Origin of the sequence: Prosthecobacter gellanilyticus (assembly GCF_007992435.1) — a bacterium.
Lineage (GTDB): Bacteria > Verrucomicrobiota > Verrucomicrobiia > Verrucomicrobiales > Verrucomicrobiaceae > Prosthecobacter > Prosthecobacter gellanilyticus.
Genome location: NZ_BKAG01000017.1, coordinates 51,088 through 71,914 on the forward strand (window position 1 = coordinate 51,088; position 20,827 = coordinate 71,914).

Genomic DNA, 20,827 nt, shown 5'->3' on the forward strand with positions numbered 1-20,827 from the left:
TGGTCAGGTCGGCAGGTCGCGTCCAGATGGTGGGGTACGCACCCCAGGGTGCCAAGCTCACAAGTTTGGATAAATGACCAGCCGCCAGCCCCCCTGCCTCAGCCCTTGCCCTTCAGCTTCGCCAGACCCTCCCGGGCCTGCTGGATGGACTCACGCACGGCAGGCTTCACGACCTTGCCATGGCCTGCCTGGTCGAGCTGCTCCAAGATGGCATGCGCCTGATCCAGGGTCTTGGTGGCCGCAGGGATCTGGGCCGCATCCCCGGAGGAAAGCAGCACATGCGCCAGATGATGCTGAGCCTCGACCACGGCGGCGAGGGCCTCCACATCATTCGGATCCGACCGCGCCTTGTCCCGGGACATCTGCACCACAGCCAGGCGGTGCGGCAGGGCATCACTCCAGTTTTTCTCCGACTCAAAGGACAAAGCCAGGTGCTCGTGGGCGGAGAGCAGGTCCGTTTGCAGCGTGGCATCCAGCGGATCCCCCTTGGCAAGACTCGTCGCGATCTGGAGACGTTCCTTGAGGTGCTCCTGCGCCTCACTGTTCTTTCCTGAGTCCTGCATCGCATCCGCCAGACGCTCCAGAGTCACGCCTAGCTGCCTTTGATAACCATGATCCTGGCCTCCCGCAGCCACCACACGGCGGCGCAGGTCCAGCGCCTGGTCCAGAGATTTCAGGGCTCCGGGCTTGTCTCCATTCTTTTTCTCAATCTGTGCCTGCTGTTCCAAGGCCGTGGCATAGTCACGCTGGAGCATCGCATTGGACGGGGCAGCCGCGAGATCCGTGGCATAAAGCGCGAGCGACTTCTCCACATGCTGGCGGGCCTCCTCCCAATGCTCCTCATGAGCTTCGATGCGCGCCATCGCCGCATGGGCGACCGCGAGATCATGCGTCACCAGCTGGCCGCGCGCAGGCATGCTGCGCATCTTCTCCAGCAGCTCCAGCTGCTGCGTAAACATGCGACGTGCCGCAGGCAGCAGCCCGCGCTCTTCATACGCCACACCGACTCCCTGGCTGGCGACCGCGAGATCACGCAGGCGGTCGGCCTCCTGTGGTTTCTCCTGCACACGGCGTGAGAGGATGGTGAACGCGGAATCAAATTTGGTTTGGGCGCTTTTCTCATCACCACGACTGAGATCGATCATGCCACGGAACTCGCCGATCATCGCCCTCTGCCGCCACTGGGCATCCGTAAGCGAGCCTTCCGGCAGATCGGCGAAGTATTTCTCCGCTGACTCTGCCACACTGGCGAGCAAGGCCGTGCGGCCCAGCGGCACCAGCTTCCCACGGAGGTCGATAAGCATGTCCTCGATCAGAGCCTCCGCTTTTTCCTTCGCCTGGCGCTCCGCTTCTGCTGATGCCATGGCCCGGGCGCGCTCCTGCGACTCAGCCGCACGGGCCTTCTCGGCTTCCAAACGACGCTGTTCCGCCACCAACCGGGCGGCGGCTTCCTGCTTCTGCGATTCCTCCGCCTGCACACGGGCGGCATCAGCCGCCTGGCGCTGCACAGCCTCACGTCCGAGCGCCTCCTTCTCCCGCTGCAAGGCATACGTGGTGCCGGCAAGCCCGAGCACCAGGGAAAGCACGATCAGGGCCGCAGCCGCCACCATCTTGCGATGACGCCTAACCATCTTGATAAACCTGTAGGCCATGCTCGGCGGCGTGGCCGAGACAGGCTCGTCATTCAGATAACGCTGGATGTCCAGCATGAGGCTTGTGGCCGTGTCATAGCGGCGGTCGCGGTCCTTCTCCAGCGCGCGCAGCACGATCCAGTCGAGGTCACGCTTCAGCGCCTGCGTGAGCCGCGGCACCTGGGTGTGGCGCATCTGCGCGGTGGTCCGGGACTTCTCTGTGACATGAATGAGCCGGCTGCTCGGGCGCTTCGCCTCCTCCTCACGGATGTGCCGCAGCACTTCATCAATCGGCGAGCGGCGCGCGACATCCATCGGCAGCGGTGTCTCGTCTGTCAGCAGCTCATAGAGGATGACACCAAGACTGTAGATGTCACTGCGCGTGTCCACGTCCAGGTTGTTCAGGCCCGCCTGCTCCGGGCTCATGTACTGCGGCGTGCCGATGATCACACCCGCCTGCGTCTGGATCATGTCCTTGGAAAACTGGTCCGTGCCATTGGTGCCCAGCGCCTTCGCGATGCCGAAGTCGATCACCATCGGCACCGGACGTTCGTCGATCTCCGACACCAGGATGTTCGAAGGCTTCAAGTCACGATGAAGGATGGACTTCTGATGCGCATGCTGCACGGCCTGGCAGATGGGGATGAAGAGCTCCAACCGCTGGCGCAGCGTGAGGCGCTTCTCATTGCAGTAGTCAGTGATGGGCGGCCCCTTCACCAGCTCCATCACAAAGTAGGGCCTGCCTGAGTCCGTGGCACCTGCATCCAGCACGCGCGCGATGTTCGGATGGTCCATCAGCGCCAGTGCCTGGCGCTCTGTGTCAAAGCGCGCAATGATCTCCTGGCTGTCCATCCCCGCCTTGATCACCTTCAGCGCCACCTCGCGGCGGATCGGCTCATACTGCTCCGCCTTCCACACAAAGCCGAAGCCACCCTCGCCGAGCTTTTTCACCAGACAGTAACGGCCGATGTAGTCACCCGGACCTTCCGAGAGCCTCGGCATGACCGTCGGAGTGGGCTTGGAGACGATGATCGTGCTGTCATCATCCATCGGCAGCTCATCTTCCAGACCGATGCCAAAAAGCGCCGCCGCATCCTTCTCCACCGGAGCAGGTGTCTTCGGAATGATGCGTGTGGTGAAGGTGTCTTCGTCCATGAGCAGCGAGGATGATCAGGGATTGCCCGGAGAGGATGGAAGATCGATGACGTCATCCGAGAGCAGCGCGGCGACCTCGCCCTTCGGACCGGAGATGGCAGACTTCGCGGGCAGCTTCGCCACCGGCACATCCACCTCATAGAGAGCATCCGCGATCTCGAGACGGCCCTCATCCACACTGGCAAAGGCCATGAGGGATTTGTTCGCGCCACTGGAGACGGGCACCGCGATGTTCTCACCCATGCGCGCGGCGATGTTTTTCAGCGCCTCACGCTGCTGGTCGCGCTCGATCTCCGCCACTTTCTTGCGAGCCTGCTCCGGCGGCAGGCTGCGGCGTGCTGCGGCTTTCAGCGGCTCATACTTCGGCTCCAAACGCTGGATCTCCAGGGCGATGAGGCCGTTGAACTGCATCTGCGCAGAGCGGCGCAGCAGTTCCTTTTCCGCTGCAGCCAGCGTGCGATGCTTGCGAATCACGCGCGCGACCGTGGCGATGTCACGCAGGCGCAGATCTCCCTTCTCGGGCATCATGTAAAAGCTCGTCTCCTTCTTCGCGCCAAACATGGGACCATCGAGCTCCGTGGGATCCCCCACGGGCGCGGTTTGGCAGCCTGCCAGGGCCAGCAGGACAAGGAGTGACAATGAGCGACGCATGATGGGAGAGAGAGCGAAATCCGGAGAACAAAGAAGGTCTAACTGGAATCTGGGCCCTTGTTACAGGATGGCGGAACTTTTTTCCAGCCTGCTCGCAGGCGGCGCACAAGATCAGTCGCGGATCGTGGCCTCCAGCGTGTGGAGGGGGAAGCTGCGCTTGGCCGAAAGGCGCAGCCAGTCCAGAGCGCCCGAGCAGCTGCGCGGCTCTGCTTCCAGCTGAAGCCAGCCCTGCAGGCTGTTCCGATACACCATGTTAAAGGTCGAGACTGGCACACTGCCGCGGACTGTCAGCCCGCTGCTGCCCACTGAGCCGCTGCCGTCTGCCAGACGTCCAGCCCAGGAGGCAGTGCCGGCGCGGCTGACGGTGAGACGAAGGCTGCCCGTGGTCTGCGGGAAGCGTGCATCCCCCGCCACTTCCGCCGCAGGTGTCAGCACAAGGGGATAAATGCCTGCCAGAGGAGCCGCGTCCGTGCTCTGATGCCAGGCCTGCACTGCAGCGGTCACGTCCGCGCTTCCACCGATGCTGCCCGTCAGCTCTCCGGTGAGTCGGCTGATCGTGAACTTGAGTGTCAGCGCGGTTTGCGAACGAGCCCGGGGAATCACCACCGTGGCGGTGGCATCCTTGCCGATCTCTGGCGAATCAATTTTGCCGGAAAAAGCGTGTGTGGCCGCACCCAGGGCGAGCCTGCCAGTCAGCGCGCCCAAGGGTGAAACCATGAGCTGGAAGCGTCCGCCGTGACCTGCATTCACAGCCTCATGACGGCTCACCAGACCATGGAAGCTCCCAGCGGTGAAGCCTGGCAAGGGCTGGACAATCACGCTTGCCTCCAAGGGGGCGGAGGTACCTGCCGCATTGGTGGCCGTGATAGTGAGGGCATAGCTTTTCGGCGCCTGAAGAAGGGCTGTGGGCCGGCCGGAGATCACACCTGTGCGCGCATCCCATCTCACGCCGGGTGGCAGTCCCTTGACGGAGTAGCGAGTGGGTGAGTTCGAAGCCGCGACGCGCGAACGCACCTCGGCACCGGAGATCCAGGGTTCGGGATCGAAGCTGGCCACGACCGGTTTGCTCAAGGCGCCAAGTCCGGCTCCGCCACCACTGCCGCCGCCCGTCACCAGCACCGTGACCGCACCGCTGGTCATCACGAGCGGCGTGGCGGTGTTTTGCGGATCCGGCATGGTGACCTGCAGGCTGTACAAGCCTGCCTGATCACTGGCGATGCCGGGAAGAATGAGCTGTGATTCAGGATTGATGCCGCGCGGGATGGCCACACCCCCGCGTAACCAACGATACGTCGCATGCGGTGCCGCGGCAGGTACCTGCAGGATCAGCGTTCCACCGGCAGCGATGCTCTGCGTGCGGGTGGAGAGATCCACCACGCCCACGTGGGCCACCTGGCTCACCGCTGTGCCGACACCATTGCTGGCACGCAGCTGCCACTCGCCTGCGTGACCGATGGACGCAGCCGCGATGGAAAGCGTGCCTGCGGCGGCACCACCCACCGGGCTGCCATTGCACAGCCATTGAAGCTGCACCGCCGTCCCCGTGGCCGCGCCCGTGAGACTAAATGGCAGGCCGAGCCCGCGCATGACCGAGGCCGGATGCAGCGTGATGGAGGGCGGGATCTGCCCATGACCTGAGAGGGGAATCTCAAAGGAGGCTTCATCCACGTCATTGCTGGTGATGATCGCTGTCTGCGATTGCATGCCTGGCGTGGCCGGCGTGAAGGTGACCGTGAAACTTGTGGTGGCTCCGGCGGCGAGGCTCGTGGCACCTGGGGAGGTGATGGTGAAATCACCACTTCCTGTTAGGCTCACACCAATGCCGCTGAGAACGTCTGATCCCGAATTGCGAATGGTGAAGGTGCGCGTGTGCCCGGCGCCCACGATTTGTGGCCCGAGGTCCAGCAGCACGTTGTCCTGACGTTCATTGGCAGGCGTGACAGCACCGTCATAGACCGCGATCTCCGGAGCAGGCAGGCCGCTGAAGTTGAGCGCAGACTCGATCAGGCTGGAGGAGTTCGAATGGTAGGCTCCATGCGTCCGTGCACGTGCGCGCAGGCGTCCGCTGCCCGGAAGCGTTAGTCCCGTGCACTCCCAGCCTCCGGTGATACGTGTGCCATTTCCCAGCGGCACCCAGCTTGAGCCTCCGTTTGTGGACACTTCGAAAGTGACCGTCGAAGCCTCCGGTGCCGAACCACCGCGCAGCCACTGGACACGGCTGGCACTGCTGATGGAAAGCGCGCTGGTAGCGGCATCATTGCTCAGCTGGCCGACACCCCAGAGGCCGAAGCTCCCGCCGACAAGCACGGCTCCATTTGGCCTGAGGGTGACACCCGTCGGAAGATGGCTGACCCCCGGATTTCCGAAGCTCGTGTCCAGATGGCCATCTGCCAACAGACGAGCCACATGCCCCCAGGCTTGGGCATCGATGTCACTGAAAGGCCCGGCAACGAGCATCTTCCCATCTGCCTGGAGGGCAATGCCCTCCACGTAACCGTCGATGCTGGAAGTGATCTGCGGAACAAAGGTGGTGTCAGGCGCGCCGGTCGTCAGCAACCTTGCGAGGTAGTTTCGATTGTTTCCGCTCACGGAAGTGAAGTCACCGCCGATGAGCACCTTGCCGTCCGGCTGCAGCACCATCGCACGCACATTGTCATCCACATCCGTCACGAAGCTCGTGTCGAGAGAGGCGTCGTCATTGAACCGCGCCACGCGCTTGCTGGTGCCAGCATTGGTGAATCCACCCGCCACCAGGATTTTGCCATCCGGCTGCAGGGAGATGCCGTGAACCTCGTTGTCGAGGGTCAGCCCATGTGTCGCGGTGTTAAAATTGCCGACGGTGCCGTCCGTATGAAGCCGGGCCAGGTTCGGCCGCGCCTGCCCGTTGACCTGGGTGAAAGATCCACCGATGAAGATCCGGCCGTCCAACATTGGCACGATGGCCAGCACAGGGCCGTTCACATTGAAATTGAAGGCCGCGTCAAGAGTGCCGTCGGCATTCAGCCGGGCGATGCGGTTGCGCGTCTGTCCATTCACCGTGGTGAAAAAGCCGCCTAACAATATTTTACCATCCGGCTGGATCACCGCCACTTCAATACCGATGTCCACGATGGGATTGAATCCGTTGTCCAGCGTGCCATTCGCATTCAAGCGCGCGATGCCAGGACGCGCCACGCTGTTCACCTGGCTGAAATCCCCCGTGATGATCACCTTGCCATCCGGCTGCACGGCGGCGCCGATCACCTCTCCATTCACCATCGGGCCGAAACTGCCGTCCACCTCGCCCGCCACGTTCAGCGGTGTGGTGAAGGTGCGGTCAGCACCCAGGGTGGTGCCCTGTGTGCTCACCGCCTTCACGCGGTAGTGGTAGGTGGTTCCCGGCACCAGGCTGGAGAGCGCGGCCGATACAATCGTGTCACTGCCGTTGCTGGCGATGGAACCGGGTGTGGCCGCGACCGTCGTTCCATAACCAACAGTTGTTCCATATTCAAAGGTCACCGTGGTGGCGGCACCGTTCGGATTCGCCAGACCGCGCAGCGTGCCCGAGGTGCGGGTGACTGAGCGTGCATCCAGCGTCAGCGCCGTGGGAGACTGCGCCGTGCCGGTGCTGGTGATGGGGATGTCAAAAGGACTCTCGTCCGGATCATTGCTGGCGATGTGGAGCGTGGCGGAACGGGTCCCTGCAGCCCCGGGTGCCACGCGCACGGCAAAGGTCACGGAGTCTCCCATTTGCAGCGAGCCCCCGGTCATCATGAAGCTTGAGCTGACATCCTCCACGATGAAGTCCGCCGCGTTTGGTCCGGTTTTGCTGACCTCCAGCCCGTAGATCTCCGCCTCGTTGAAATTGGAGATGGTGAAGGTGGAGGTAGGAGTGGCAGGACTGATGAGAGTCGCTTTGAAATCGTCCAGCGTCACGGGACTCGAAGAGGGGATGGCCACACCCAACGTGCCCACGCCCAGACCCACATTGAAGGTATCTGCCGCTGTCATGCCCCAACCGGCGGTGGAAAGATCGAGAGTCAGCAGAGTTTTCGTGCCGCACTCCGCGGTGAGATGCTTCGTAGTCGCATCAAACCGCACACGCACCACTCCGGACACGTCCGTGGTGTTGATCTGCGCATCTTGGGACATCTCATACTCGTTGCCCTCGCTGTCTGTCACGGAATAGAGAGCGATGTAGTTGCGACCTGGCTCCATGCTGAGCGCAGAGGCGAAGAGATAGGTGTCTCCGGCCGGCGTGGTGAAGGTCACCAGCACTCCATTGTCAACGTAGGGGCTGCCGCTGGTGGGCACTGTCAGGGAGGCTGGAATGGTGGCGTTGGCCTCGATGCTCCAGCTCTGGTCATAACGCGGCTTGAACGTGCGGTGCTTGAGGATCGCCTTCGTGGCTCCAGGAGCCGCGGAGAAGAACTCCAAGGCGCCGCCTGACTGGCGCAGGGTGCCGCCACCGGTATTGGAGACCATATCAAACTCGTCACCCAGCAGCGTGCCGGAGAAATCATAGCTGGCGGTGGTCCGCGCTGGGGCGGTGGCGGGCAGAGTCACCACAGAACCGCCATCGGTCAGCGGCGTGCCATTCGGACCTTGCACAGTGATCTGCGGCACCTTGCCGATGACCTGGAAAGTCAGCGCGGCAGGCTCTGGCGGGATGGGCTGCGCGTCCGTGTAGTAGTCTGGTTTGTCCGTGAAGTGAGACTGGTTGAGCGCCAGGTCCGTGGGGTTGATGTCCACATAATAAGTGCCGGAGGTGGTCTCCTCGGAAACCCGCACTGGCTGCCGCCAGACACCGCTGAGCGCATTGCCTGAAATCAGGCTGCCCGGACCTGCGGAGGTCAGGCCGACACTGTAGAAGGTGATGGCGGGCGCCGCGTCAATGCGGAGGGAGCCCAGGCCCGAAAGATTGTCCGTGAAGGTGATGTCCACATCAAAGGTCACATCTCCACTGGTCACATTCACCACAGGCGGGAAGCCAGTGACACCGAGCACCTGAGGACCCTCCGTGTCTGCAGATCCAGGGTTGGTGACGTCCACACGCCCCGACGAGGGCGGAGGAATCAGAAAGTAGTCCTGAACCAGGTCGTCCCCCTGCGGAGTCCATGTCTGGAGATTGGCCATGTCATACGTCGTGACCGTGGCCACCCAAGGGCCCGCAGGCAGGTAGCGCGGAAGACTGGTGCTCTTGCGATAGACTCCGTTCGTGGCCGTGCCGGAGATGCGATCAAGCGGAGTGTACGCCAGGAACATCTGCCTCCCAGTATTGCTTTGGATGCCATCCTCCACATAGGCAGACATGGTACCCGAGGTGAAGAGATCCCCATTGGACTCCACCGTCACATCCAGGGTCACCGTCTGCGCTGCAGTGCTGACATTCACCGAAGGCTGCTGGAAGTCCGCCGAGGTCACACGGATCACTGGCTCGGGCTCAGGCTCGATGTTCAGGACAAAGGTGCCGCGATTGGTCTCGTAGCCGTGGCGGCTGCCCCCCACGGCGATTTTATAACTCACCCCGGACTGCGCGCGAAACACCAGGCGTGACACACCAAACTGCTGACCGAACTGATTGTAGTCCGTGAGGTAGCGCTGGCTGTAGTCATTGAATCCCATCACCGTCAGGTTCCCCAGGGCAGGTCCGCCAGAGTAAAGGGCGATCACCGTGTCCAGCCGGCTTCCCGCCGTGTGCACCGTGTACCAGCCTGTGGCAGGTGCCGTCCATTCCGCCCACACCGTGGCATCCATGAGACCGCCAAAGGTCTTCTCACCGTCCTCCAGTGTGGCCGTGCTGTTGGAGCCATTGATCGAGACGGGGGACAGGCTGCCGAGGTTCAACCGGTTGGCAAAGCTGTCTCCCAGAGACCCGGCGAGGCCGGTGCCGCGCAGCGGAATTTCAAACGGATTGGCGGAGCCGATCACATTGCTCTGAATGCGTGCCGTGGCTGTCTTCAAGCCGGAGGACGTCGGCGCGAAACGAATCTGCATGACGGTCGAGCTGCCTGCGGCCACGCTTGAAGAAGGTGGCACCGTCACGCTGAAATCAGTCGTGTTGACGCCTTCAAAATTGACGCTCGAAATCAACAGCGGCGAGGTACCGGTGTTCGCGATGGTGAAGGTGCGTGTGGCTCCTGCCGATCCTAGGGTGGCGGCCACGTTCACCGGATTGGCATTATCCCCGCGCTGCGCCGCCGGGCTGGTGCTGTTGCCATCATAGACAGCGATGCCTGGCAGCGGCACCGCGCCAAAGGTGGCGAAGGTTTCCACGATGCCCGCGCTGCCGCCACGAATGCCGCTCTGCAAGATCGCGCGTGCACGTAGAACGCCGTTGGCTGGCAGTGAGAGACCCGTGAGCTCCCAGCCACCCGCGGCGCGGCTGCCCTGTCCGAGCGCCGTCCATGAGGAGCCGGCATTGGTGGAAAGCTCAAAGGTCACACCTGCTGTCTCCTGCGCGGTGCCACCGCGCAGCCAGCGCACGGTGGAGGCGCTGGGCGCGCTGAGTGTCTGGGTGGCGGTGTGATTCACCAGCCGGGCCATCCCGCTGCGGGCCACATCATTCACGCCCGTGATCGCACCGCTGATGAGGATGCCACCCTCTGCATCCAGCGTCAGCGTGCCGACTCCCAGAGTGGCCGCGACACCGGTGCCTGTGTCAAAAGTATCCGTGTCTTCCACGGAGCCGTCGCTGTTCAGTCTCGCGATGCCATTGCGCGACTCGCCGTTGACATAGGTCAGGTCACCCGCGATCAGGATCTTGCCATCCGTCTGCAGGGCGAGGCACTCCATGGCTCCTCCATACGTGGTGCCAGCCGGACCGATGCCTGGGTCAAAAGTCGCGAGGCTTTCCACGGTGCCGCTGGCGTTCAAGCGCGCGATCTTGGGACGGGACTGCCCGTTCACGGCGCTGAAGGTGCCTGTCATCACCACCTTGCCATCCGCCTGCAGTGCCACAGCGAACACCAGCCCGTTGGCGCCTGAACCAACATTGAAACCAGAGTCCAGCGCGCCGCTGGCATCCAGGCGGGCGATGCCGTTCGCGCTCTGGCTGTTCACCGTGCTGAAATCTCCACCGATGATGACCTTGCCATCCGGCTGCACGGCCAGTGCATACACATCGCCACCCACGTTGACGACGAAGCTTGTGTCCACGCTGCCGTTCGCATTCAGACGCACCGCGCCGCTGTCAGGCTGGCCGTTGAAGGCATCGAAATAACCACCGAGCATCACCTTGCCGTTCGGCAGCGGCAGGATGACCGTGATGTCTCCAAAGCCTGCCGGGCCGCTTCCCACATTGAACGAGGAGTCCGGCGTACCATCCGCATTCAAGCGGATGATCTGCGCGCACGGCTGGCCGTTGAAGTTTTGGAAGGAGCCGGTGATGAGAATCTTGCCATCAGGCTGCACAGCCAGCCTGCCCACCGCGTTGTCAGGCCCTGTGCTGTTGTTCATGAAGCTGCCGTCCAGCGTTCCATCCTTCAAAAGACGGGCCAGATAGCTTCGAGTGGTTCCATTGATCTGCGTGAAGGTGCCGCCCACGAGAATCTTGCCATCCGCCTGCACGGCCATCGCCAGCACCTGGGTGTTGATGGCGGGAGCAAAGGCCAGGTCCAGAGATCCCGGCACGGGGAATCCTGCCACGGCCTGCACGAAGCCTGTGGAGCCATTGCCACCATCGATCGTCCGGCCGCGTGCGCGGACGAATCCGTTTGCGGGCAGGCTGGCCCCCGTCAGTTCCCAGCCGTTGACGATGCGCACGGCTTGCCCAAGCGACTGATACACGGTGCCGCCATCCTTGCTCACTTCAAAGACGACCTCGCTGACCTCGGGCCCGCTGCCACCGCGCTGCCACTCGACACGGCTGGCGCTGGTGGCGGCCACAGCTCCGGTCACCGCGTCATTGTGCACGCGCGCCATGCGGTTTCGCGTCTGGCCGTCCAGCGTGGCAAAATCACCCCCGACCAGCAGTTTGCCGTCCGCCTGAAGAGCCAGCGCAAACACATCTCCGTCTGCGTTCGGATCAAAGGTGCTGTCCAAACCACCGGTGGTCAGAAGACGCGCAATGCCATTGCGGCTCGTGCCTCCAGTCGCATGCGTGAAGTTACCTCCGAGGATGAGCTTGCCATCCACCTGCTGGGTCATGGCATAGACCACGCCATCCACCTCGCCGAGGAAGGTGCCATCACTGAATCCGTCCGAATCCAGCCGGGCCAGTCCCTGGAAGGGATTGCCATCAATGTCCGTGAACACGCCCGCGATCACCACCATGCCATCCGCCTGCAGCAGCATGGAGGTCAGGCCGCCATTGACAGTGGGCAGGAAAGTGAAGTCCATCTGGCCATAGGTCTGCTCCAGCCGGGCGATGTGGGCCTGGCCGAAACCACCCACCTCATCAAAATTTCCTCCCACCAGGATCTTGCCATCCGCCTGGATCATGATGGAGCGGATTGTCGGTTCCGGAAGGCTGCACTCGATCTGCGGACTGAAGGTCATGTCGACCTCACCTTCCGGGGTCACTCGCGCCAGCATGTTGCGCGGCAGGCTGTCCATGGACGTGAAATTACCACCCACCAGGATCTTGCCGTCCTTCTGAATCGCGAGGCTGTGAACGTGCCCCCCCACGACATTCAGGTTGAAGGCCGTCTCCAGGCTGCCGTTGGCCTGCAGTCTCGCCAGGTTCGGCCGTGATGTGCCGCCTACCGTGGCGAACTCGCCACCGATGATGATCTTCCCATCCGCCTGCACGGCGATGCTGGTCACCAGGCCATTCACATTGGGATTGAAGCTGCTGTCCAGGGTACCGTCGGCATGCAAACGGGCGATATGATTGCGCGGCACTCCGCCCACACTGGTGAAATAACCGCCGATGATGATCTTCCCATCCGCCTGCGTGGCCATGGCCCAGATGTCGTCATTCACATCAGGGTTGAACCCCAGGTCCGCATCTCCGGGCAGGCTCTGCGCCGTGGCCATGCCTGCGCTCCACATGAGCGCGAGCAGCCCCAGCCACCGGGTCAGACGATGGAACACCAAGGAGCAGGAGCTGGGAGAGTGGCTGGACATCAATTCAAATTCGAAAAGCGGGTGCGGGAAGTTCTAGCGGAAGCCGGGGGCGATGTTACCGGCAGCAGGCACAAATCTTGACTCGGGGCACAGGTTTGCGGAAAAGGAGACGCATGTCCGCGCCTGCGCCCCCCACTTCCCAAAGCGTCTTTCCGTCCACGCGGTGGACGCTGATCAGCCAGATGCAGGACGGCGCGCCCACGGCGCAGCATCAGGCGGCGCTCTCCACGATCTGCGGCACCTACTGGTATCCGCTGTATGTCTTCGCGCGCCGCTTTGGCAAGAATGAGGACGAGGCGCGTGACGTCGTGCAGGACTGCTTTGCCCATCTCATCGAGGGAGATCACCTGAAGTCCGCGGATCCGCTGCGTGGCAGGCTGCGCACCTTTCTGCTCACGGTGATGCGCAACATCATGCAGCATCAGGAGCAGCGGAAGCAGGCGCAAAAACGCGGCGGAGGCTCCTCCACCCTCTCCCTGGATCTCAAAGATGCCGAAGGCCGGTACCTGAACGATCCCCCGGCCACAGATGCCACGCCGGAGCAGGCTTATGAGCGCAAGTGGGCTCTCACCCTTCTCGAAACCACGCGCCAGAAGCTCCGTGCGAGCTACCTGGAGGCAGGAAAGGTCGAGCTCTTTGACCATCTCTCCCCTGCCCTGGCGGAGGGAGAGCGCTGGACCGGGCATGCCCAGGCCGCGGCAAACCTGGGAATCGATGTGGGCACCGTGCGCGTGTCTCTGCACCGGATGCGCAAGCGCTACCGTGACCTCCTCCTCGAGCAGGTGGCAGCCACGGTCTCCAGCGACGGCGACGTGCGCGCCGAGCTGGCTTACCTGATGGGGCTGTTTGCTTGAGATCATAAGGAAAGAGGATCAGGGGGCTTCCATAAAACCGTCTGCGTTCACGGTGTCCGTCGTGTGCCGGAACCACACACGTCCGGATTTCTTCGGTGAGGTTGTCGGCGTGGTCTTCGGCGGTCCGATCACCGGCAGGTCCTCCAGGATGAAGAAGCCATGACCGCGCAGCAGGCCGTTCGGTTGCCTAACTATAAATCCTTCATAGGTGCTCTTGCGCGTGACATTGCCGGCAGCCGTGACATTTGGATCCACCAGCGTGAGATCACCTTTAAAGAAACCTGTCTTCGGTGTGACGACGAGCGTGAACTTGCGGGCCGGGTCTGCCACCGGCGGCAGCTGCACCGCGCTCTTCACCAGAAGGGTCACGGCGCTGTCCGGCTTCTTCTCAGGTGTCCCAAAATCGGCATAACCATAGGTTAGGCTGGCATTGTTCGTTCCAGCTCCCAGTCCCATGACACGTGACGTGGCCACCGGCAGCGGCTCGAGGTAGCGGCCACCGAAGCACGTGACCTGCAGAGGACCGAACCCTGGCTGATAAATCCTCTCCGCCGCCTTTTGCACAGCGCGTGACCACGTCAGGCCGCCCGCGATCGCGGTATCACTGAAGTCCACCGCGGTGCCGGGCGTGATCGTCAGCCCGCCGAGGATCACATCACCACCGGCCACGGCCTGATGCACCAGCACCTCGCCATGCTCTCCCACGGAGGTTGCGCTCGTCAGACCCACATTGTCCGCCAGCTTGCCGGTCATCTTCAAGGCGCCTTTCGCATCGACCGTGAAACTCGCGTACCCCGCGCCGCGCGGCTGGCCGCTGATCGTTCCAGGCTGGTTCAAAGCCAGGGTGTAGTAACCCGTGTAAGAGGCCAGTCCCGCTGCTCGCAGACGCCAGCCATGCACCGGAGCAGACTCGGCACCGACCACCAGAGTGGAATCCACCAATGTCTGCACGGATGAATCCAGGACGAGGTTCAGAGTCAGCGCCGGCAGGCCTTTCGGCGTCAGATTGACGGTGACCGTTCCTTGCGCGCTGTCAGGCTCGACCTCCACGGGAACCGTGAAGCTGAGAGCCGTGGTGCCGTGGACAAATTTACCCGTGCACACGCCTCCCGTGGTCACCACAAGATTGAGCCTTCCTCCCAGGTTTTGGTTCGTCCCAGGATGGCGCTCCACATAGCCCTCATACACTCCGTCCAGGCCCGACGGCAATGGAAGCACGGTGATGCTGCCCGTGGCGGTGTCAGAGTTCACCAGGTTTCTGGCGGTGAACTGCACGCCATACGCCGCCCCCTGGGCTTTCGTCGGACGTCCGCTGATGACACCCGTCTTGGCATCGATGGTTAGGCCAGGAGGCAGGTTCTTCGCGGTGAAGGAGTTACCCGCGCGATTGAGGTCCGGGTTCATCGGCAGTGCCACCGGTCCATACTTGCTGCCAATCACCACGCGGTTTGGGTCCAGCACCACGGGTTCGATGATCTCCGGTGCCAGATCCATGACACGCACCGTGTGCACGCCGCTGTCCATCGTGAGCTCGCCCATGGTGACCACGCATTTATACAAGCCGGAGTCGCCCGCATTCATCCGGGTGAGCTTCAAGGAGGCGGTGCCTGTGCCGGTGTAGATGCCACCATCCGAGATCGGCTGCCCATCCTTGTGCCAGCGATGCAGCAATCCCGGACCCGCTGTGGGCACGGTCAGCGTCGTGGTGGCCGCAGGCTTGAAGTCCAGCACCTTCGCGGTCGTGTCCACAATGCCCACCGGCACTGTCTCGCTATGCACGGTGCCGAGACTGTTCGAGGCGCGCAGGCTGTAGCTGCCTGCGTTCGCCAGATCCGACTTCGCCACGGTGAGCTGGGCAGCCTTGGCGGCACCTGCCGCCTTGCCATTGAGCAGCCATTGCAATGCAGGCGGTGGCGAACCGGTGAAGCCTGAGGTCAGGGTGAGAGGCGATGCCCGGGCGATCAAACGCGGCTCCGGCTGCAGGGTGATGCGTGGCTTGGTCTCGTCATCCAAAAGCGTGATCACATGGCTCCCAGGCAGGCCCAGGGCCACCGAGGTGCTGGTGGATCTGCCAAGCGTGATGCTGATGTTTTTCACCGGTTCCGGCACGATGTCCTGAAGAAGGTTCAGCGTGAAAAAGGTCTCCCCCTGCCCTGCCGCAAAGGTCACGCTCATGGGGTTCGCCGTGTAGTCCTTGCCAGTGCCGTGAATGGCCGAGCCACTGAGCGTGACGGGAATGACGACGTCTGTGTCAGGCACCGGCTTGATCGTCACCTTCACCTGCACTGCGCCATCACCTTCAGAGACGATGGAAGAGCCGAGCGCGAACGCGGCCTGCTTCACCTCCTGCAGATCGGAACCGAAGGCAGGGCCGGTCACGGAGACTCCGCCCGGTCCTGTTCGCTGCACGCGCAGACGGATGAACTGCACCGGCACACCCCGGGGCAGGGTTTGAGGAGCGTCCACATCATCCGTGAGCGGAATGGTGGAAAAGACCTTCAAAAGGCCGGAGGTGTTGGAAACGGTGATCGTGTGCGGATCTCCGCTGGTCCAGTTCACCAGGTCCGTGGACACCTCGACGAAGTATTGCACGTCACGCCGGATGCCCTGGCGAGGCACCTCCAGGCCCAGATAATCACGCCCCTTCAGGAGGCTGGCGGTCACTTCAAAGGTGCCGGATTCACCCTCGGGATCCACGCCGACTTCCTCCTGGATTTTCTCAATGAAAGGGGTTGGGATGTTGTCCAGGGACACCTGGGTCGGGTCGAGGTTCAACGCATACTCCACGAGGTTTGCCAGACGGTCTTCGTCCGGATCAGCCGTGTCATCGGTGAAGGCCGGATCGCGCAGTTCATCGGGGTTGGTGAAGTATTTGAGCAACCACGAGTTCTGCGCATCTGCGGAGCCGAGGGTGGAAAGGATCTTCTCCGTGGTGGCGCCGAAGCCTAACACATATTGCGGCAAAATGGACCATGCGCTGCCATCGCCCAGCAGTCCGTTTTCACCATTGCCCCAGGCCCAGAGCGTGCCGTCTGCGCGCACGGCCAGCACACCGCCCACGCCGACGGAGAGATCCGTGATCTGTGAGATGCCTTCCACACGCGCCGGCGTGCTGGAGCTGAGGGCACTGTTGCTGAAACGGCCGAGCAGGCCTGCATACAGGCTCCAGCCCCAGACATTGCCCTGCGCATCCAGGCCCATCACCACATCACCATTCACCTCGATGCGGCGCAGTGGCGGCAAACCCGGAACCTGCGTGGGAACCATCACCGTCGGACCATTCGCCACCGGGCTGGTGATGCCACCGCCCAGGCCCCAAACCCAGACAGAACCATTCGCCCGCAGCGCGGCATTGGCCTCGCCACCGGAGCGAATTTGCACAACTTCTGTTAGGCCAGTCACGCGCACCGGTGATGAGCGTGAAGCCAGCGTGCCGTCACCCAGCTGCGCATAGTGGTTGGCACCCCAGGCCCAGACGGAACCATCATTGCGCAGAGCCAGGCTGTGCGCGCCACCTGCCGCCACCATGACCACACCCGTGAGACCTGGCACGGCGACTGGTTTTGTGCGTGTGACAACCGTCCCATCCCCGAGCTGGCCGCGATGATTCCGGCCCCAGGCACGCACGGTGCCGTCTGCATTCACAGCCAGGCAGTGCTGGGACAACTCATAGGGCCATTCCGGACTTCCAGGAGGTGGCGCATGAGCACCGGGACTCACCGAGAAAAAGGTCGCGCCCGCGACATTCTGAACCGTGACTGGATTCGCCGGGCCGGGAGCCACACCACCGGTAGGAAGGCCGGTCGTGCCATTGCCAAACTCACCCCAGGTATTGTCCTGCCCCCAGGAAACCAGCGTGCCGCCAGACTTCATGGCGACCACAAAATTCCGGTTCCACGAGCCCTGCAGATCCACAAAACCATTCGCTGCCGTGAAAGCCGCAGGCAGTTGTGAGAGAGGTCCGGCACCTGCGAAACCCCAGGCCAGCCAGGAGCCATTAAACAGTTTCACCGCCGCTGCCGGAGTGCGGCCCGCACGCGCCAAAGCCACGCCCGAGATGCCAGGCACCTGGATCGGCAGAAGGGATTCATCGAGACGACCTCCGCCAAGCTCGCCGCGCTGGTTCCGGCCCCAGGTCAGCAGTTCTCCAGAACTCAGCAGCACCACGCTGGACTCACGTCCGGTGGCCATCGCGCCAATACCATCCTCACCCATGCCAGGAACCTCCTGCGGGCGGCTCTTTGAGTAAGGCACACCGGTGCCGAGCTGGCCCATGTCATTGCGGCCCCAGCTGAACAGACGTCCGATGCCGTCCACTCCGATGGCAAATCCATTCCCTGCGGAAACGGCCACCATGTCACTGACTTCACTGTAGAGAACCGGCGGCTGGGAGGTGGCCGGGTAGCCCGTCTGCGTTTCATCGCCATCAAAGGCGCCCCACCACCACATCTCGCCATTCTCCAGCACAGCGTAGGCGGTTTGATAACCGGCGGCGATGTAGCTACCATTGGTTAGGCCGGGCACCTGCACGGGAGCCAGGTTTGGCAGCGCGGTCTCAGCAGCTCCGATGCGGTGGCCCCACTGCCACACCGTGCCATCACTCTTCATGGCGATGGAATAGCGGCTTCCGGAAGCACTCATCACCGCGTCCGTGAAACCGGTGACCTGCACCGGCGTGAAGCGGTCTGTTTGCGTGGCGTCACCGAGCTGTCCGCGCTCATTGCGGCCCCAGGTCCACACGGTGCCGTCCACATTCACCACCGTCACATGCGAGCTGCCGGGCAGACCACCAGCGGAAATCCACGCCGCCTGAGGTTCCGGCGTTGGTGTGGACCACAGGCCCATGATTTGCGTCGGCACCGGATGCGCCAGGAGATCCGTGCCGCCGCTGGCCAGCAGGCCGTCGCTATTCCCACCCCAGGCCCAGACCGTGCCATCGTTCTTCAGCATGAAGGCCGTGTTTCCCGTGGCAGCCACCATCACGGCATCTTCGGATCCGGGCACCACTACCGGCGTGGCGCTGGCATACCCCTGCGCAGTGGCGGTCTCGGCACCGGGAACCTGGCCGTAGTAACCCCAGCCCCAGGCCAGCACCTGGCCCTCTTTGATGGCCAGTGTGAAGGCGTCCCCCTTCGCCACCTGGCCGGAGAGACTCACGCCCATGGACAAGGCACCACTCGCAGTGCCCACACCACCGGTGCTGCCGCCGGAGTCCACCAGGAGAGGCTGGTAAAGCTTGTCCACCATGCGCGCCATGTCCAGACGTCCACCGCTGGCGCACTTGCCCGCAAGAGCGGGTGAAGGCTGCGCCTGGTCCACGATGATCTGGCGCACCTGCCGCGGATCTTTGACATCCGGCTGCCACATGGTGAGCAGTGCCGCGGCACCGGAGGCGAGCGGTGCCGCCATGCTGGTACCATTGCGCGAAAGGTATCCTTGGTTAGGCGCGCCGGGCAGGGCGAGCGTGGTCAGAGTGCCGTCTGAATCCTCCGAATGCTCCTCGAGGATGGCCTGCAGCCCGGTGGCGTCTGCGACCGGAACATACCCTGGAGGTGGCGCCGAGTTCAGTGGAATCCAGTAGGTGCTGAGGATGTTCGTGCCCGGGGCAAAGATGTCCACGGTCTGCGGGCCGAAGTTCGTGCCTGCGGTCGTGCTCCAGCTGGAAGGCACATCATTCAGGTCACTGGCCCCCACGCTCAGCACAAAGCCGCTGGGAATACAGGCGGGATAGACCGGGATCAGGTCGTTGTTCTTTTTGCTGTTCCCCGCCGCAGCCACATGCAGCACACCATAGGGTTTCGGCCTCGATGGATTGTCAAAAGTCAGCGCCAGCTTGTTCAGCGCCTTGGTGGGGAAGTTGCTCAAAAAGATGCGATCGCCGCGCACGATGGTCACCTGCGTGTTGGCCGGAATACCGGCGCCCGTGATGGCCATGCCCGAGCGGATCTTCAGCAGTTCCGTCAGGAAGATCACGTTCTTGTCCTTCGGGGTCAGCACGACTTCATTCGACTTCAACGCCGCTGTGCCCATGAGGCCGACGGGCTTGGGATCGGTCGTCTTGGTGGCGTTATTGATCGCGTCCAGCATCTCCTTGCTGAAGCCTGCGCCACCCCAGGAATGGTTCGCCACGGCCACCTGGCGCGTGTTGCGGTTCAGACGCTTGATGTAGTTCATCGCCGCCACGGCCGCGCTGTAAGTGCCGTAGGTGCCCGCGCCATTTTTGCGGATGATGCGTAGTGGCAGGATCTTGACCTTCCAGCAGGCACCCGTGGTTCCCACATTGTTGTTACCCACGGCGCCGATGATGCCTGCCACATGCGTGCCATGACCCACATCGTCCATGGGGTTGTTGTCGTTGGGAGCGGAGATGAAATCCCAGCCGCGCCAGTCATCACGGAAACCGCTGAGGTCATCGTCCACATTGTTGGTCTCCTTGCCGCTCCCAGTCTCGAAGGGATTGTTCCAAATGTTCTCCGCCAGATCCGGATGGTCGTAGTCCACTCCTGTGTCCAGCACGGCCACCACCACCGTCGCGGCTTCCTGGGCATTGCGCGGCTCCTTGATCACATCCCAGGTGGATGGGGCCTGCACCTTGGGCAGATGCCACATGGGGTTGGCACCGCCTGCGTAGAAGGGATCATTCGGCTCCGTGGCCGTCGTCGTGGTCAGGAAGTCCGGCTCGGCACGCAAGACTACGTCACTGAGCGCTTCCAGCCGTGCGACCGCACTCTCCAGCGCAGCGCGCCCCTTCGCCGGCACTTCCACCAGGTAAAGTTCCTCCGAAGCCACGACCGCCTGCCGGATGCGATAGTCTTTGGGCAGAGCCGCCTTCAGTTCCGCCTCCGTCACCCCCTCCTGCACCCTGACCATCAGGTGATCAGCCACCATGGCATTCTCCCACACCGGCTCTGGGGCCGCCTTTCCAGGTTCGGGCTGGCCGTTCACCGAGGCGGGCTCAGGCAACTGGTCACTGCGATAAACACGGTCCAGCCGGATCATCTCGAACGGGAAATCGGTGATGCGATAGGTCTCCGACCTCCGCACCAGGGTCACGCCACGGGGGAGCTTGAGCGCCTTTTCCAGGTGCGGCTCCCAGGAGCGCTGTTCAAAGCCCGATGCATGGGCTTCAACCCATTTTCCATGACGGGCAATCCCTCCAAAACCCGGCACTTCGTCCAGTCCGGAAGGTGCGGCCTGGGAAACGGGCATCGTCACCGGTGGGGTGGCCTCCCTAGAGCTCCGCGCAGGAGCTACGACTGTCAAAGCCGGTTTCACTGCCTGAGAAGGCTGGGTGGAGGTCGTTTTTTCCTCCCTGGCTGCAAACCACGAAAGTCCCGCAAGTGCCAAAAGCACAACAGATTGGAACCATTTTCGGGAGCAGCGGATCACGGTATTCAAAGCAATGACTGTCTACCGAAAACGGCGGACGAAGTTACAGATTTCCAGGCGATTCTCAGACCAGATCCGCCATCGGGGCAGCGAATTCCG

5 protein-coding genes are annotated in these 20,827 nt (G+C 62.8%); 1 reads left to right on the forward strand and 4 read right to left on the reverse strand.

What is annotated here, in order from left to right; all coding sequences use genetic code 11:
* Window positions 1-98 precede the first annotated feature (98 nt).
* The 3 genes from BGE01nite_RS13280 to BGE01nite_RS13290 form a co-directional block, all read right to left on the reverse strand.
* A complete protein-coding gene (locus BGE01nite_RS13280) occupies window positions 99-2,786 on the reverse strand; it encodes a serine/threonine protein kinase (RefSeq protein WP_146850959.1) in 2,688 nt (895 codons plus the stop codon).
* Window positions 2,787-2,801: 15 nt separating this feature from the next.
* Window positions 2,802-3,437, reverse strand: coding sequence for a hypothetical protein (locus BGE01nite_RS13285; protein WP_146850960.1), 636 nt, complete (start codon window positions 3,435-3,437; stop codon window positions 2,802-2,804).
* A gap of 111 nt (window positions 3,438-3,548) precedes the next feature.
* On the reverse strand, window positions 3,549-12,485 hold the full coding sequence (locus tag BGE01nite_RS13290; protein ID WP_146850961.1) for a choice-of-anchor D domain-containing protein: 8,937 nt from the start codon (window positions 12,483-12,485) through the stop codon (window positions 3,549-3,551).
* 113 nt (window positions 12,486-12,598) lie between these two features.
* On the opposite strand from BGE01nite_RS13290, the gene BGE01nite_RS13295 reads away from it, so the two are divergent.
* Complete coding sequence (locus BGE01nite_RS13295) at window positions 12,599-13,339, forward strand: RNA polymerase sigma factor (RefSeq protein WP_146850962.1); 741 nt, start codon at window positions 12,599-12,601, stop codon at window positions 13,337-13,339.
* Between the two features lie 18 nt (window positions 13,340-13,357).
* Here BGE01nite_RS13295 and BGE01nite_RS13300 read toward each other — a convergent pair whose 3' ends face one another.
* On the reverse strand, window positions 13,358-20,548 hold the full coding sequence (locus tag BGE01nite_RS13300) for a S8 family serine peptidase (protein ID WP_146850963.1): 7,191 nt from the start codon (window positions 20,546-20,548) through the stop codon (window positions 13,358-13,360).
* Window positions 20,549-20,827: the final 279 nt, after the last annotated feature.

Coding starts and splice junctions, on each gene's coding strand:
- BGE01nite_RS13280 (WP_146850959.1), bottom strand. CDS start 2,786: ATGGACGAAGACACCTTCACCACACGCATCATTCCGAAGACACCTGCT.
- BGE01nite_RS13285 (WP_146850960.1), bottom strand. CDS start 3,437: ATGCGTCGCTCATTGTCACTCCTTGTCCTGCTGGCCCTGGCAGGCTGC.
- BGE01nite_RS13290 (WP_146850961.1), bottom strand. CDS start 12,485: ATGTCCAGCCACTCTCCCAGCTCCTGCTCCTTGGTGTTCCATCGTCTG.
- BGE01nite_RS13295 (WP_146850962.1), top strand. CDS start 12,599: ATGTCCGCGCCTGCGCCCCCCACTTCCCAAAGCGTCTTTCCGTCCACG.
- BGE01nite_RS13300 (WP_146850963.1), bottom strand. CDS start 20,548: ATGCCCGTTTCCCAGGCCGCACCTTCCGGACTGGACGAAGTGCCGGGT.